The sequence below is a fragment of the Marinococcus salis genome (genome assembly GCF_054971365.1).
In genome coordinates, this window is sequence record NZ_JBQOJB010000010.1 from 1 (window position 1) to 15,549 (window position 15,549).

Genomic DNA, 15,549 nt, shown 5'->3' on the forward strand with positions numbered 1-15,549 from the left:
CCAGGCTATTTCTTTTTATCATAGCATAAAAAAACTGCCGACACGCTCTAAAATGAGAGCCATTGTCGACAGTCTGAAACAGCCGGCGATGCGGCTGTTTTTTATTTATGGGCAGAACAGTTCGATATGCTGATGTAAATTTTCAAACGATGTCGGCAGGTGACCGCCGTATTCCCCATCAAGATTCAGCTGCATATCCCCCCGTGCTTCAATGTGAAGCTGTTTTGCTTTAAAGTATTTAATCTTTGGATTTTCCAGATGCTTCCCGCGCACGGCCTGGCGCAACAGCTGGCTGAATTCAAACATGGTCATTTTCTGTACGATCAATACGTCAAAATAGCCGTCATTGTACTCTGCCTGCGGCAGCAGCTTTTCAAACCCGCCGACGGAATTAGTGTTGGATACGAGAAACATTGTGATTTCTTCTTCAAGGACTTTTCCGTCATATTTAACGGTTGTCATTTGCGGTTGCAGCGACCAAAACTTTTCAAACCCTTTAATAAAATACGCGGCCTGCCCAAGGGCTGTTTTCAGCCCCTTTGGTGTATCATAGGTAAGTTCTGTTAGTTTTCCGCCTGCGGCAATATTAATAAAATACGACCCGTTCGCTTTTCCTACATCGATTCCCTGAGTACGCCCGCGCGCGACCACATCACAAACAGTCTTCATTTCTTTTCCCTGCAGACCCAGTGCCCGCGCAAAATCATTTGTCGTGCCGGCGGGAATGAGCCCTACTTTAGGCCGCCACTCCTGTTCGGCGATCCCGTTAATGACTTCAAAAATAGTGCCGTCCCCGCCCGCTGCAATTACTGCTTCGAATCTGTCCTCTGAAGCACGCCGCGCCTCAGCCCGGGCATCCCCTTCCCCCCGGGTCATGAAGGCCGAGGTCTCGTAACCGGCCTGCTCCATTCGGTCTAAAATATAAGGCACCTGCCGTTCCATCTGTTCTCTGCCGGACGTTGGGTTGTAGATCACCCTCGCTCGTTTTCGCATATTATAACCCCTATTACATCGAAGATTTCATTTCAATTTGGATCATATATAAAAGCACTATCTTTGGCCGTTATTGTTACATACGTCACTAATTAATTGTATACTATTGTTGATTCATTAAACAGTTGCGGCTGTAGGATCGATGCTGCCAGGCTGAAAATATGGTCGCTGGGCCAAAGCAGCACGCTGAAAACGCAGGTAATTTTGAAGAATAAAATCATAAAAAATCGTTTGACCTTTTTCTTCTAAATAAAACAAGGATTTTTCCATACAACGCAACGCTTCTTTTATATTACCTAAATAGTATAAACATATTCCTTTTTGGTAATATAATTCTCCTAATAGATATAAGGATTCTTGTTCATATACATTCTTTATTCCTTCTTCAACCACCTTTAACCCTTTTTCAAATTTATTGGAGTTAGCATAGACTACACATGTATTAAAATATATCTTTGTTTGCATTGGACCCCATTGGTCTACTGGCAGTTTTTTGTACAAACTTCTTGCTTCTTCAAAATATCTAACGGCTTTATTGAATTCTTGAGTATCCATAAAAATAGTACCAAAATTTATAATAATACCTATGTCTTCTTCTGTTATACTCAACGTCTCCGTTTTAAGATCTCTAGCTAACTGTAAAAGATCCAAAGCTTCTTCTTTTTCCTTTGTTAACTTAAAATGTAAAATTGCTCTTTTCCACAACAAAAATTTTCTATGCACCGGTTTTCTAAAAAGTGGATTTTTTAACTCTTCTCTTATTATATTCATTGCTTCAGTAAATTCATAATCGCGTATTAATTTATCAATTTTGTCCTTAGTATCCCGAATATAATTAAATCTTGGAGCTTTATGATCATCAAAGAAATAATTTATTTTGACTCCTAACTTTATAGCAATTAAGTTTAACATTTCCGCAGTAGGTTGCATTTCATCTCTTTCAATTTTGGAAATGGCTTTTTGCGAACATACACTTTTGGCTAATTCCCTTTGGCTAACTGCATAGTATTGCCTTAAGTCTTTAAGCTTCGTGCCTAAAGTTAATGTTTCCATATTTACCTCCGTTTTAAGTACTATAGTTCTCAACATTTTTATTGTAGCATGAATACTGAACCTTAGAACAGTTAATCAACTCTAAAGGCTGAATTCCCGAAATACATTTTTCTATTAATTGTGTAATAATATGGACAGAGCTTGATTAAATAGTCTTTAGGAGGAATGCAGTAATGTCCAAAGCTTATTTATTAAAAGTGGCATCGTTTGCTATAATGGCATCGTTTGCAGCTGCTGCTGGAGATTTCCAAACTCTAGTCAACCTGCCTGGAGTAGCTTAATATCTAAGTTCTAAGTAAAACCGTCACCCTCGACACGTTTCACACCATTAACCAAGCTTACCCCTGTTATATTTTTTGTATCCCTTGCAGTTTAGCTGGCAGGGGATTCTTTTTTATTACTTAATCACTGATCATTCATCGACATAGGAGGAGCAGCCATGCATCGGGATCAACAGATTGCTTACTTTGTAGATCAATTCTTGTACCAGTTGGATCGCGCGGATGAACCAGCCGAGCTTTCCCATCTCCGCGACCGTGTATTTACCCAGGGCGCCCGCATCGATACCCGCCTTCCTTATATTGAAATGATGGGAACACTCTGGCACAAGCATCCCCCAATTTTTCAGGAGGCACTTGAGGAAGACCCTGTCTGCTACGGGCTTTTAGTTGATATGTTTCAGCATATTTCCCCAAACCAGTTCGTTTATATGCGCTGGCGGCTGCGAGAATGGGCCAGGCTTTCCGCATGATTAGAAAATGGGTTACATTTGGTAGAATATCGGGAAAATAACCTCCACCTATAGTTTTCGGAGGGGATAACAAATGGCTGAGTTCACCGTGGATTCTCAAGTATACCTTCGTCCGTTTAAGGAACAGGATGCTCCCGATTACCTGCAGCTCGTCGAGGACAATCGTTCTTACTTACGGCACTGGCTCCCCTGGGTCGATAAGACACGAGAACTGCGCGACGTGCTCCGCTTTTTCGAATACCGTGCTAAGCTCGCCCGCCGCGGCTCTTCCTATACGTTTGGCATCTGGTATGAAGGCAGCCTTGCCGGCGCGATCAGCTTCAATCACGTGTACCGGCTCACCCGGCGCACCGTCATCGGCTACTGGCTGGCCGCTTCGTTTCAGGGCAGAGGCATTATGACCCGTGCCGTACAGACATTAACCGATTACGCGTTCCGGGACATTCATCTCCGGCGGGTAGATATCTGCGTAGCTCCGGATAACCAGCCCAGCCGTTCGATTCCCGAGCGTCTCGGTTTCGAAAAATACAAATATGTACGTAATGCTGAATGGCTGTATGATCATTACGTGGACCACGTTGTTTATACCATGCGTTCACGCTTTTGGTTCCCCGCTATCCTCGATGCCGGGATGGAGCCTACAACAAAAACCCCGCAGTTTTAGCTGCGGGGTTTTTCCTCGTTAGCGCTGTTCCATGCCTTCAAGAATTAAAGAGTTCACCATCTGCGGGTTGGCTTTTCCTTTCGTTTCTTTCATCACCTGGCCGACTAAGAAGCCGAGCGCTTTATCTTTTCCGTTTTTATAGTCTTCAATCGACTGCGGGTTATTATCTAGTATGCCGTCGACTACCTGCTTGAGCTCTCCTTCATCGGAGATCTGCATGAGCCCTTTGTCTTTTACGATCTGTTCCGGATCGCCACCCTGTTCCATCACATCAGCAAAAACCTGCTTGGCGATTTTGCTTGAAATGGTACCTTTTTCAATGAGCTCAATCAGCTTGGCGAGCGACTGCGGCGTAAGCGCCGTTTCTTCGATATCCATATCGTTATTGTTTAAATACCCGCTCACCTCGCCCATCAGCCAGTTGGCTGTAAGCTTGCTATCCGCTCCGGCATTAACGGTTTCCTGGAAAAAGTCCGCGATTGCTTTGGACTGAACCAGCACCGATGCGTCATATTCGGAAAGACCGAAGTCCTCAATGTAACGCTTCTTCCGCGCGTCCGGCAGCTCGGGAATTAGTGAACGGATTCGTGATTTCCAGTCTTCATTGATATAGTAAGTGACCAGGTCCGGCTCCGGGAAGTAACGGTAATCATCCGATCCTTCTTTGATACGCATCAGAATCGTTTCTTTTTTCGCGTCATCCCACCGGCGCGTTTCCTGCAGTACTTCCCCGCCAGCAAGCAGTTCTTTTTCCTGGCGTTCTTCTTCAAACGCCAGCCCTTTTTGCACGTTTGTAAACGAGTTCAAGTTTTTCAATTCGGTTTTCGTACCGAATTCCTGCTGCCCTGCCGGACGGATAGAAATATTTGCATCACACCGGAGAGAACCTTCTTCCATTTTGCAGTCAGAGACGTCCGTGTATTGCAGGATCGCTTTTAGTTTTTCCAAATAAGCGTATCCTTCCTCCGGGGTCGTAATATCCGGCTCGGATACAATTTCGATTAGCGGCGTGCCGACACGGTTAAAGTCGACGAGAGAATGCCCACCGTCTTCGTCGTGCGTCAGCTTCCCTGCGTCTTCTTCCATATGAATGCGGGTGATACCGATACGTTTTGGCCCGTTTTCTTCTGTTTCAATATCAATCCATCCGTTCTCTCCGATTGGCTGGTCAAATTGGGAGATTTGGTAGGCTTTTGGATTGTCGGGATAAAAATAGTTTTTCCGGTCGAATTTCGTTTCTCCGGCAATATCGCAGTTCATTGCGAGCGCTGCTTTCATGGCGAAGTTCACTGCCTGCTCATTCAAAACCGGCAGCACTCCCGGGTGGCCCAGACAGACCGGGCAAGTATGCGTGTTCGGAGGAGCACCAAATTCAGTTGAGCAGTTACAGAAAATTTTTGTGTTTGTTTTTAACTCTGCATGGACTTCGAGTCCAATGATTGTTTCAAAGTTCATGATCCTGGTTCCTCCCCTATAATTCCGGTCTGGCTTTATGGTGTTCAGTTGCCTGCTCAAATGCATGGGCAACTGTATAAATTGTTTCTTCGGCAAACGGCTTGGCTATAATCTGCAGGCCGACCGGCATGTTATCCGAGAAGCCGCACGGAACAGAGATGGCCGGGATACCAGCCAGGTTTACCGGAATAGTCAGAATGTCGTTGGCGTACATGGTGAGCGGGTCATCGAGCTGTTCTCCGAGCTTAAACGCGGTCGTTGGCGCTGTCGGACCAACGATAACGTCATAATCAGCAAATACTTTTTCGAAGTCCCGGCGGATCAGCGTCCGCACCTGTTGAGCTTTCTTATAGTACGCGTCGTAATAACCTGCGCTCAGCGCGAATGTGCCGAGCATAATCCGGCGCTTCACTTCCTCACCGAATCCTTTGCTGCGGGTTTCTTTATACATTTCCACCAGGTCTTTTGCATTTTCATCGCGGACACCGTAACGGACGCCGTCAAAGCGGGCCAGGTTGGCTGAGGCCTCTGAAGAAGCGATTAAATAGTAGGCAGCAACCGCGTATTTCGAATGCGGAAGAGAAACTTCTTCCCATACAGCGCCCTGCTCCTCCAGAACTTTCAGCGCTTCAAGCACCCGCTGTTTGACGCCTTCATCCACGCCTTCTCCGATGTATTCGGACGGCACCCCAATTTTCAGGCCTTTGACATCCTTGCTAAGTGCTTCTAAATAATCCGGCACCTGCACATCTGCAGAGGTTGAGTCGTTTTCCGAATGGCCGGCAATCTGCTGCAATACATAAGCATTATCTTCCACCGAACGGGTAATCGGCCCAATCTGGTCCAGAGAAGAAGCAAAAGCAACGAGACCGTAACGGGATACGCGCCCGTAGGTTGGCTTTAACCCGACAACTCCGCAGTAGGAGGCAGGCTCACGGATGGATCCGCCTGTATCAGACCCTAACGAAAACAGCACTTCGCCGGCTGCCACAGAGGCTGCCGAACCACCGCTCGAACCGCCTGGAACGTAATCGGTATTCCACGGATTTCTCGTTTCCTGCATGCCGGAGTTTTCCGTCGAGGACCCCATGGCGAATTCGTCCATGTTCAGCTTCCCGATGGTTACCGTCTCTGCCTCTCCAAGCTTATCCATCACGGTCGCATTATGAACCGGTTCGAAGTTTGCAAGCAGCTGGCTTGCACACGTAGTACGCAGATCCTCAGTAATAATATTGTCTTTAATTCCTGCCGGCAGGCCGAATAAAAACGGTACCTCGCCGCCGTTTTGTATCTGCTTGTCGAGCTTTTCTGCCTGGTCGAGTGCCCGGTCTTCATTCAGTGTCAAAAACGCTTTTACGTCTGCATCCACTTCACGGATACGGGCAAATGAAGCTTTTACCAATTCGGCGACTGTTACTTCCTGATTTTTTATCTTTGTATGTAACGACGCTACACTTTCTTCCAAAATGGACATACGTTATCTCCCTTCTTTTACTCCAGCACGGATGGTACTTTGACCTGGCCGTCTTTTTGTTCCGGAGCATTTTTTAATGCTTCCTCCCGGTCAAGCGATGGTTGAATGGTGTCTTCACGCAGGACATTGTGAATATCCAGTACGTGGGATGTCGGCTCCACGTCACTCGTATCAAGTTCATCGAGCTGTTCAGCAAATCCAATGATCGCATCAAGCTCTTCAGTCAGCTTTTCCACATCCTCATCCGAAACAGAAAGTCGTGCCAGATGGGCCACATGCTCCACGTCTTCTTTTGAAATATGAGCCATTAATTTCTCCTCCTTTAAATGCTTCTGTCGTTCTTCTGTCGTGACAATACTCTGATCATATCAAAGAAAAAGGAAAGCGGGCAACTGTGCCCACTTCCCGCGTTCACAAATTATTCATTGTATACGTGAACGTACATATCTTCTCCCGGCTCTTTAGTAATTAACGCTTCCTGGCCGGCTGAGGAATTAATATTCACTTCTACTTCCAGGCTGCTTGGGAAAATGTCTTCCACTTTATCCGCTACGTGCTGGGTAAAGGCGATGATTTCTGTTTTGCTGTAAAATTGAATCGGGATATCGACCCTCATGCTGTCGAGTTCGCCATTGACGTAATGCCCCTCGCCGACAACCCCGACCGTCTCAGCAAAAAAGGTGTTCACTTCGTTCGAAAATTCATTAAACATTTCCGAATCAGAACGGTTGTTTTCCTCTGCCTCCGAGGAAGGGAACAGGTAGTTTGATTCATTCAGCTCGTTCCAGTTTCCAGGCTCCTGCCCCGGCTCTGCCATCCCGGTGGCAATAAATGTACCCGGGACGCTTGAATCCCTTGGCGCCTCCTGGAAGACAGTAAACATAATCGGAACTTCTTCGATCCGATCTGCATTTTCGCGATCATTGTTCCGCAGACGTTCGGTAATTTCCCCCGCAATACGCTTGGCATCCTCGAGGGCATTTTCCTCACTGATGGATTCCTCAAGCCACGGACCGTATGTACCGTCTTCATATTCTTCGCGGAAGTAATATGTTTCGTTCATAGACAGCCCAATAACAATGCCGCCGAGCTCAAGGCTGCCGTTGCTTCCCTCTTCCATATAGTTATGCTCAAGCAGGTTGGACATGGTTCTCGGCTGGCCGCGTTCGCGCTCCTCAAACCCATCACCCTCACTTCCGGCAAGCGGCGGGTTCAGTCCGCTCGGCCTTGTCGTTGACTGTCCGTCTTCTTTTTCTCCCTCCCGGAGCAGCCAGTTGTTTAATTCATCACGTTTAATGATCTGGCCTTCCCGGAAGTAATAGTTGTCCTGGCTGAATTCTTCCGAGGCAAGCTCCTGCATGCCAATTTCCATCCGCTCAAGGTCAAAGCGGTTATAAACAACGGCACTACTGAGCCCGCGTGATTCACCGGTAACGTATTCCCCGTCATCGGTGAGTACAGCCCGGTAGTACTCATCCAAACTGGGAATACCGGCGCTTAGTGATAAATCTTCTTCTGATTCCGGCTGGGAGTCCTCTGTTTCCGACTCCCCCCCGCCAAACAACCCGCATCCTGACAATGCAAACACGGAAGCAGCTATAACAAGGCCGGCTCTTTTCCGCATGATATCATTTCCTCCATTCCCGGCGTTTCCTTGCAGAAGTTTTTCCCTCTTTTCTGCATCCAGAGGTTTACATTTTTTCTTTTCACTTTCTATCTTAGAAGGTATGGCCGAGTGAAACAAGCTACTTTTATCTTCTTTTTATTCTCTTGTCTGTTCAATCAGCTGCTGCTCGTTCCAGACTGTGACATCCAGCTCTCTCGCTTTTTCCAATTTAGAGCCGGCTTCTTCTCCTGCCACTACGATATCAGTGTTACTGCTCACGCTGCCGGTGACTTTACCACCTAACGCTTCAATGCGTGCTTTAGCATCCTTTCGGGCCAGCTCCTGGAGTTTTCCGGTAAGGACCACTGTTTTCCCACTAAATACTGTATCTGTCGCCTGTTCTGATTTCCGCGGGCCTTTGTATTCCATATTCAGTCCGAGCCGGCGCAGCTCTTCAAGCAGTTCCGAAACATTGTCCTGTTCAAAATAACTGACGATGGAATCAGCTACCTTCTCGCCGATGTCATAAATAGCGAGCAGTTGTTCTTTATCCACCTGTTCAAGCGCCTCCATCGTACCGAACTCCTCGGCCAGGGTCCGGGCTGCTTTGGAGCCAACAAACCGGATCCCAAGGCCGAATAGTAAACGCTCCAGCGAATTTTCCTTGGACGCTTCAATGGCGTTCAGCAGATTATCAACGGATTTTTGCCCCATCCGCTCAAGCTCGAGCAGTTCGTCCCGGTCAAGCTTATAGATGTCTTCAATACCAGACACTAATTGGTGCGAAAACAACTGTTGGATTACTTTCTCCCCGAGGCCATCAATATTCATCGCTCCCCGGGAAACAAAATGAATCAGCGCTTCCTGCAGTTGGGCCGGGCAATTAGGATTGATGCAGCGAAGAGCCACCTCCTCCTCGAGGCGCACGAGTTCTGTCCCGCAGGAAGGGCATTCCGTCGGCATTTCAAACTCCTGTTCATTGCCCTCCCGGAGTTCTGTCAGCACCCGTACAACCTCCGGGATAATATCTCCGGCTTTTTTGACGACGATCTGATCGCCAAGCTTGATTCCTTTTTCCCGGATCAGGTCTTCGTTATGGAGTGACGCCCGCTGCACCGTCGTCCCCGCCACTTGAACCGGTGTCAGTTTCGCCGTCGGAGTTACAACGCCGGTACGTCCAACGCTCAAAATAATATCCTCAAGTGTGGTCACTTTTTCTTCCGCCGGGAATTTATATGCTGTTGCCCAGCGCGGGCTTTTGGCCGTAAAGCCAAGATCCTCCCGTTGTCCCAGGTCGTCCACCTTAATTACAACACCGTCAATTTCATAGGAAAGCCCGTTGCGATTTTCCGTCCAGTAGTCCACGAACTCCAGCACTTCTTCAATGGTCCGGCATTTTTTGGTTTCCGGATTTACTTTGAACCCGAGCTGATCCATATAATCAAGCGACTCGGCGTGCGTATTCACATCCAGTTCATCATCATTGCCAGCGCCGTAAAGAAAAATATCCAGGTTCCGCTTAGCCGCAATTTTCGGATCAAGCTGCCGGAGCGACCCCGCAGCTGCGTTGCGTGGATTCGCAAACGGTTCTTCACCATTTTTTTCTTTGTCTTCATTCAAGCTGAGAAACGAGCGTTCAGGCATAAACACTTCCCCGCGCACTTCAATATCCACTGCCTCGTCAAGACGCAGAGGAATCGCCCGGACGGTTTTCAGATTATGGGTGATATCTTCCCCGGTAGTGCCGTCACCCCGGGTAGCCCCAAGAACGAATTGGCCGTCTTCATAGGAAAGCGACACTGCCAGGCCGTCGATTTTCAATTCACACACATACTCTACATTATCGCCGGTCACCTGGCGCACCCGCCGGTCAAAGTCCCGGACATCCTGTTCATTAAACACGTTACCGAGGCTCAACATCGGAATCCGGTGCTGCACCTTGCGAAACCCCTCCAGAGGGGCCCCGCCAACCCGAACCGTTGGAGAGTCGGGAGCCTGCAGATCCGGAAAATCATTTTCAAGCTGGATCAGCTCCTGCAGGCGTTCATCGTATTCCGCATCCGGCACGATCGGATCGTCTTTCACATAGTAATAATAGCCGTATTTATCCAATAGCTGGCGGAGTTTTTCCACGCGTTCTTCTGCTTGTTTTCTCTCCATCGGCTTCTTCCTTTCTACGCTTTTTCAATCGGAGCGAATGTAGCCATCAGCCTTTTGACGCCTTCGCTCGGAAAGGCAATATCAAGTTCCATGTCATTGCCTTCACCACGTACGCTGACCACCGTGCCAGTACCCCATTTTTTGTGCTTGGCTTTATCACCGATACTCCAGGCCAGGTCGCTTCCTCCGCTTGGCGTCGGTGCTTTGCTTTCCCGGGGGGCCACTGTTGCGGCCTGGCGCTTACGCTCAAATGGGGAAGCCGTTTTCCCGGCGGCAGGCGCCTGCCGTTTTTCTTCGCGTCCGGATAGAAGCTCCTGCGGAAGCTCCTGGATAAACCGAGACATCGGATTCGCCTGCGTTCGTCCGTACTGCATCCGCATAGAAGCGTGGGTCAGATGAAGCTCCTGCTCGGCCCGGGTCATCCCGACGTAGGCAAGCCGGCGCTCCTCCTCCATCTCTTCAGGCTCGAACAGCGACCGATTGTGAGGAAAAATTCCTTCTTCCATCCCGATAAGAAATACTGTCGGAAACTCGAGCCCTTTCGCAGAGTGCAGTGTCATCATCGCTACCTTATCCCGCACATCCGTTTCATCGTTTTCATTTAAGTCAGCAACAAGTGCCAGGTCTGTTAAAAAAGAAATTAATGATTTGTCCTCACTCCGCTTTTCAAACTCCTGGGCTACCGTCATAAATTCCTCCAGGTTTTCGAGGCGGCTCTGCGACTCAAGCGAGCGTTCATTTTTCAGCGCTTCCCGGTATCCGGTTTTTTCCAGCAGCTCTTCGACCAGTTCGGTAACCGACAGATAATCCTGCATCTGCATCCAGTGGTTCATCTGTTCGGCAAAGGACTGCAGTTTCTTTGTGGGTCCGGCGCCGAGGCCAATCTGGTCGGCCTCCTGCAGCGCATGGATAAGCGAAATATCCTGACTGGCAGCGTATTTTGTGACTTTTTCCATTGTCGAAGCCCCGATCCCCCGTTTCGGTACGTTCACAATCCGTCCAAGGCTGATATCATCGTCCGGATTCGCGACCGTCCGCAGATAGCCAAGCAGATCCTTAATTTCCTTACGGTCATAGAACTTGGTGCCGCCGATCATATTGTATTCCACGCCCGACTTTACGAACATTTCCTCAATTACACGGGACTGGGCATTTGTCCGGTACAAAACGGCAATATCACCGTGGCGGATGTCTTTCTTTCTCGTAATTTCTTTAATCTTATCCACCACATAATACGCTTCATCACGTTCATTGGAAGCCTGGAAATAATAGATGTTTTCCCCGTCCGGATTCGACGTCCAGAGCGTCTTTTCTTTCCGCCCGGCATTGTTTTTAATCACTTCATTTGCCGCGCGCAGGATCGTTTTCGTCGACCGGTAATTCTGTTCGAGGAACACGGTGACCGATTCCGGGTAATCGCGCTCAAAGGAAAGAATATTTTGTATATCCGCCCCGCGCCATTTGTAAATGGACTGGTCTGAATCCCCTACGACACAGAGATTGTGGCGCTTTTCTGCAAGCATGTTAACAAGCATATACTGCGCCCGGTTGGTATCCTGGTATTCGTCTACGTGAATGTACTGAAACTTCCGCTGATAAAACTGCAGTACCTCCGGGACGTCTTCAAACAGCTGAATTGTTTTCATAATCAGATCGTCAAAATCAAGAGCATGATTGTTCCGAAGCCTGCGCTGGTACTCTTTGTACACATCCGCTGCGATTTCTTCAAAAGGCCCTTCCGCTCTTTCTGCGAACTGCTTTGGGGTTTCCAGCACGTTTTTACTGGATGAAATCATACCGAGAATCGCCCGTGGCTCAAATTTTTTCGAGTCAATATTCTGGTCTTTTAAAATCTGCTTGATCACAGACAGCTGGTCGCTTGCATCCAAAATTGAAAAGTTCCGGTTATAGCCAATCCGGTCGATGTCCCGGCGCAGAATGCGGACGCACATTGAGTGGAACGTCGACATCCATATGTCTTCAGCAACCGGGCCAACGAGTTTGCCGACACGTTCTTTCATTTCCTTCGCTGCTTTATTTGTAAAAGTAATGGCAAGAATCGCGTAGGGAGGAATCATTTTTTCTCTGATTAAGTAAGCAATCCGGTGGGTTAATACCCGGGTTTTTCCGCTTCCAGCACCGGCCATAACCAAAAGTGGACCTTCTGTATGCTGCACCGCCCGTTTCTGTGGCTCGTTCATTCCGGATAACATGCGCTCAATGATTTGTCGCTGCATGGTGCCACCGCCTTTCGTAAGTATTAAAGAACATACGTTCCTATCCAGTATAGCGAATATTTGCGATTCATGCTACGGCCTGACCGCCTTGACGGTCTGCACTGCTTTTTTGATGTTCTCATACACGATGTCCCCGACTACAATAGTGTCGGCATAAGCAGCCATCTCCGCCGCCTGTTCTTTCGAACGAATGCCGCCGCCGTAAAAAAGCCTTGCTTCGCTTAACGTTCTGCGTGCTTCCTGGACCATTCGTACGTCTCCATACGTCCCGCTGTACTCTATATAAAAAATCGGAAGGTGAAATAACCGGTCCGCCATCGCGGCGTACGCTTCAATATCTTCTTCCGTCTGGTCAGTCTCCGCGTCTGTCAAAACTGCAGCTTTAGCTTCAGGATTTAAAATGCAGTAGCCCTCTGCGAGCACTTCCTCCTGCTCCAGGGCCGGCCCCATTTTCTTCAGAGCCTTCTGATGCAGCCCGGTGATCCATTGGGCATCTCCGGCATTTAGAACCGTTGGTACGAGATAGCAGTCAAAGCCGGGAGTCACCGCCTCTATATTTGAAATTTCAAGTGCGCATGCGACCGGGAACCTCCGCACCCGGGCCAAAAGGTTTAATGTATTATCAAGAGTGACTCCATCGCTTCCTCCTACAATCACCGCATCTGTTCCAGATTCACATATTTGTTCTAAATCTTCGTCGCTGATCGACTTCGCCGGATCCAGCTTGAAGGCATGTTCCCATTCTGAATATGATAGCATCCTCTTGTACTCCCTTTATGAAAATAGATAAGACCGGATTGAAAGCGTCTGATGCTTGAAACATCCAAATATTCCGGGCCTTTCTGCTTTTCGTTCTTCAGTCTTTCATTATACCAAATCCGCTGCTGTTACTAAATAAACTTATTTGGCTGTTGCCGCAAAAAAACTCCCAACCGGCAGTCCGTTGGGAGTTTTATACGCGTCTGTCTGTTACGCTCTATTATGAGTCCTGCTCCTGTTTTTCATTGTGCACGCGGTCGAGAGTCATTTGGTAACTGTCGTTTCCATAATTCAGGCACCGTTTCACACGTGATATGGTTGCGGTGCTCGCACCGGTTTCCAATTCAATTTTATGATACGTATATCCGTGCTGAAGCATTCTCGCTACTTCAAGCCGCTGGGCAAGTGATTGAATTTCATTAATCGTGCATAGATCGTCAAAAAATTCATAGCACTCATCAATATTTTTTAACGAAAGGATCGCCTGAAAGAGCTGGTCGAGCTCTTTTCCCCTTAATTTGTCAATCTGCAACACACTACACTCCTTTTTGGCTACGTGACAGACGAAGGCATTTATTCATATAACGACGCGCGAAACAGTTCCATGCAAGCTGAAACTAGCTGATATCAGTACCTGCTTTTACAGTTTAACGCATAATGGCAGGAAAGAGTACCATTTTTTTATGAACGTCATATATACCTTTTTGTGTAACCCTGATGTACGGGAGATGAGTCGCTGCAAAAAATAAAAGAGAATAAATTGGATCATCGTGTGGATAGCCCCTGTTTTTCAGCGCGGCTACAATTTTTTCATGCTCAAAAATAACCTCTTCCATCGGCTTCGAGGACATCAGGCCGAAAATATCCAGGGAGATATGCTCCACCACTTCCCCGTCTTCAACCAGAAAAATCCCGCCTTTATTTTTTATTAGTTCCCCGGCAGCCTTTTCCATATCTTCCTTGTGCTTACCGATCATAATAATATCGCCGTTGTTATTAAAAGAAGAAGCAAATCCGTCCACCTTAGTCGCAAACCCTTTTAAGATTGTATTAACACGCCAGTTCCCGTAACGGTCAATGACCATGAAAAAGGATTCATCATGTGTTTTCCAAAGCTCGTTATTATTTGCTTCAATACCGATATGATACGGCTTTAAAATAACGGAATTCACCAGTTCAATTCCCATCGGCATGGAAAAGTGAAAATCGCTCTCCTTTAATTTCCAATCAATTTCAAGCGGCGTCACTCCGTACTTTTCCCATTCAAACGGCTTCTTCGGATACAGGTTCGTTTCGTCCTTGTACACCCACTGCCCTTTGGCAAGCACGGCCTCCGGTCTCGGGTCGCGCTTATCCGATAAAATATTCAGATGGGCGAGCCTTCCCGGCGCAATCATACCGATTAAATTGTCGAGTCCCAGGTGAACCGCCGCATTATACGAGCCCATTTCATACGCATCGATTTCCGGCACGCCTTTATCCAGGCAGATTTGAATCGTTCGATCGATTACTCCATTTTTATAAAAAGCTGGAGTAGACCCGTCAGTATTCAGCGTAAAGCGCCGGAAATCTGTAATTCCAGCCTCCAGCAGGCCTTCAATCATTTCCGGAAGATCCGGGCGGATCGAAGAATAACGAAGGGAAGTCACAAGCCCCGCGTCCAGCCGGCGAAGTGCCTCCTCCGCTGTCATTGCTTCATGCTCGCCGTCCACGCCCAGCAGCGCCATCTGTGTAATCGTTGATACTGAAGAGCCCGGCAGGTGCCCTTCAATTGGTTTATTTAGTTCCTTCGTATATTGCATCCAGTGTAAAATCGTATCGTTGCCGGTCAGTACCTTAGGCCAGGAAGTCAGTTCCCCGCCCTGAACAACCAGCGGATGTTCCAGCCAGTCCTTCATGTTGGACGGCGAAAACCATCTGTCTTCTTCTTCCAGTTCAGTCTGCGAATCATAGCGGGCCCACCAGAACATGGATGTAGGCAGCTCCCCGAGATCTTCAATAGCAGCCAATGCCTGGTATTTTTCCATATTTAAAAACAGAAACAAATTATCATTTACAAGCGTGGTGGTGCCGCGTACAGAAGCATATTCCGCCAGCGTCTGCGGGCTGTAGAGTTGAAACGGATGAGCGTGCGGCTCAATGTAGCCCGGTACCACCCACTTCTCGCCGCAGTCGACTATTTCTGAACCCTCTGTTTTCTCAGGCCATTCCGGCCCGGCGTACATAATGCGGTCGTCATATATCCAGATATGTCCGCGACTCCAGCTTTTGCGGGCACTGTTTAAGTACGTTGCATCTTTTAAAATAATAGAGGGAGCCGTCTCGCCCCTCATCACGGAAAGATGCTCTCTCAATGTTGATTTGCTCCAATGATACAGCTTATTTGCCATTCAAACA

Annotated in this window: 13 protein-coding genes; 2 read left to right on the forward strand and 11 right to left on the reverse strand. The window is 47.9% G+C overall.

Annotation, left to right across the window (positions count from 1 at the left end; translation table 11 throughout):
- Window positions 1–105 precede the first annotated feature (105 nt).
- Both ACTTK6_RS09985 and ACTTK6_RS09990 read right to left on the reverse strand, forming a co-directional pair.
- On the reverse strand, window positions 106–993 hold the full coding sequence (locus ACTTK6_RS09985; RefSeq protein WP_079474232.1) for a diacylglycerol kinase: 888 nt from the start codon (window positions 991–993) through the stop codon (window positions 106–108).
- Window positions 994–1,110: 117 nt separating this feature from the next.
- Window positions 1,111–2,046, reverse strand: a complete 936-nt coding sequence (locus tag ACTTK6_RS09990; RefSeq protein ID WP_462833330.1) for a helix-turn-helix domain-containing protein — start codon at window positions 2,044–2,046, stop codon at window positions 1,111–1,113.
- A gap of 439 nt (window positions 2,047–2,485) precedes the next feature.
- Here ACTTK6_RS09990 and ACTTK6_RS09995 point away from each other — a divergent pair, with 439 nt between their 5' ends.
- Window positions 2,486–2,797: a hypothetical protein gene (locus ACTTK6_RS09995; protein ID WP_079474230.1), complete on the forward strand. Its 312-nt coding sequence runs from the start codon at window positions 2,486–2,488 to the stop codon at window positions 2,795–2,797.
- A gap of 73 nt (window positions 2,798–2,870) precedes the next feature.
- Window positions 2,871–3,461, forward strand: coding sequence for a GNAT family N-acetyltransferase (locus ACTTK6_RS10000; RefSeq protein ID WP_462833331.1), 591 nt, complete (start codon window positions 2,871–2,873; stop codon window positions 3,459–3,461).
- A gap of 18 nt (window positions 3,462–3,479) precedes the next feature.
- On the opposite strand, the gene gatB is transcribed toward ACTTK6_RS10000, so the two are convergent.
- From gatB to ACTTK6_RS10045, 9 genes are all read right to left on the reverse strand, one after another.
- Window positions 3,480–4,916 carry an Asp-tRNA(Asn)/Glu-tRNA(Gln) amidotransferase subunit GatB gene (gene gatB / locus ACTTK6_RS10005; RefSeq protein WP_079474228.1) on the reverse strand — a complete coding sequence of 479 codons (1,437 nt, stop codon included), beginning with the start codon at window positions 4,914–4,916 and terminating at the stop codon, window positions 3,480–3,482.
- Window positions 4,917–4,932: 16 nt separating this feature from the next.
- A complete protein-coding gene (gene gatA / locus ACTTK6_RS10010; RefSeq protein WP_462833332.1) occupies window positions 4,933–6,390 on the reverse strand; it encodes an Asp-tRNA(Asn)/Glu-tRNA(Gln) amidotransferase subunit GatA in 1,458 nt (485 codons plus the stop codon).
- 17 nt (window positions 6,391–6,407) lie between these two features.
- On the reverse strand, window positions 6,408–6,698 hold the full coding sequence (gene gatC / locus ACTTK6_RS10015; RefSeq protein ID WP_462833333.1) for an Asp-tRNA(Asn)/Glu-tRNA(Gln) amidotransferase subunit GatC: 291 nt from the start codon (window positions 6,696–6,698) through the stop codon (window positions 6,408–6,410).
- 110 nt (window positions 6,699–6,808) lie between these two features.
- Window positions 6,809–8,014, reverse strand: coding sequence for a CamS family sex pheromone protein (locus ACTTK6_RS10020; RefSeq protein WP_143745376.1), 1,206 nt, complete (start codon window positions 8,012–8,014; stop codon window positions 6,809–6,811).
- 138 nt (window positions 8,015–8,152) lie between these two features.
- Complete coding sequence (ligA, locus tag ACTTK6_RS10025) at window positions 8,153–10,156, reverse strand: NAD-dependent DNA ligase LigA (protein ID WP_462833334.1); 2,004 nt, start codon at window positions 10,154–10,156, stop codon at window positions 8,153–8,155.
- A 14-nt stretch (window positions 10,157–10,170) separates the two neighbouring features.
- Window positions 10,171–12,393, reverse strand: coding sequence for a DNA helicase PcrA (gene pcrA, locus ACTTK6_RS10030; RefSeq protein WP_462833335.1), 2,223 nt, complete (start codon window positions 12,391–12,393; stop codon window positions 10,171–10,173).
- Between the two features lie 72 nt (window positions 12,394–12,465).
- Window positions 12,466–13,152: a heptaprenylglyceryl phosphate synthase gene (gene pcrB, locus ACTTK6_RS10035; protein ID WP_462833336.1), complete on the reverse strand. Its 687-nt coding sequence runs from the start codon at window positions 13,150–13,152 to the stop codon at window positions 12,466–12,468.
- Window positions 13,153–13,372: 220 nt separating this feature from the next.
- Window positions 13,373–13,684, reverse strand: coding sequence for a YerC/YecD family TrpR-related protein (locus ACTTK6_RS10040; RefSeq protein ID WP_079474221.1), 312 nt, complete (start codon window positions 13,682–13,684; stop codon window positions 13,373–13,375).
- A gap of 115 nt (window positions 13,685–13,799) precedes the next feature.
- The gene (locus tag ACTTK6_RS10045; RefSeq protein WP_462833337.1) at window positions 13,800–15,542 is read right to left on the reverse strand and encodes an adenine deaminase C-terminal domain-containing protein; all 1,743 of its coding nucleotides are present in this window, start codon (window positions 15,540–15,542) and stop codon (window positions 13,800–13,802) included.
- Window positions 15,543–15,549 lie beyond the last annotated feature (7 nt).

Excerpts from the sequence above, each read along its gene's own strand:
- pcrA (WP_462833335.1), bottom strand. The coding sequence starts at position 12,393 with ATGCAGCGACAAATCATTGAGCGCATGTTATCCGGAATGAACGAGCCA.
- gatB (WP_079474228.1), bottom strand. The coding sequence starts at position 4,916 with ATGAACTTTGAAACAATCATTGGACTCGAAGTCCATGCAGAGTTAAAA.
- gatA (WP_462833332.1), bottom strand. The coding sequence starts at position 6,390 with ATGTCCATTTTGGAAGAAAGTGTAGCGTCGTTACATACAAAGATAAAA.
- ACTTK6_RS10000 (WP_462833331.1), top strand. The coding sequence starts at position 2,871 with ATGGCTGAGTTCACCGTGGATTCTCAAGTATACCTTCGTCCGTTTAAG.
- ACTTK6_RS09985 (WP_079474232.1), bottom strand. The coding sequence starts at position 993 with ATGCGAAAACGAGCGAGGGTGATCTACAACCCAACGTCCGGCAGAGAA.
- ACTTK6_RS10045 (WP_462833337.1), bottom strand. The coding sequence starts at position 15,542 with ATGGCAAATAAGCTGTATCATTGGAGCAAATCAACATTGAGAGAGCAT.
- ligA (WP_462833334.1), bottom strand. The coding sequence starts at position 10,156 with ATGGAGAGAAAACAAGCAGAAGAACGCGTGGAAAAACTCCGCCAGCTA.
- pcrB (WP_462833336.1), bottom strand. The coding sequence starts at position 13,152 with ATGCTATCATATTCAGAATGGGAACATGCCTTCAAGCTGGATCCGGCG.
- gatC (WP_462833333.1), bottom strand. The coding sequence starts at position 6,698 with ATGGCTCATATTTCAAAAGAAGACGTGGAGCATGTGGCCCATCTGGCA.
- ACTTK6_RS09990 (WP_462833330.1), bottom strand. The coding sequence starts at position 2,046 with ATGGAAACATTAACTTTAGGCACGAAGCTTAAAGACTTAAGGCAATAC.
- ACTTK6_RS09995 (WP_079474230.1), top strand. The coding sequence starts at position 2,486 with ATGCATCGGGATCAACAGATTGCTTACTTTGTAGATCAATTCTTGTAC.
- ACTTK6_RS10020 (WP_143745376.1), bottom strand. The coding sequence starts at position 8,014 with ATGCGGAAAAGAGCCGGCCTTGTTATAGCTGCTTCCGTGTTTGCATTG.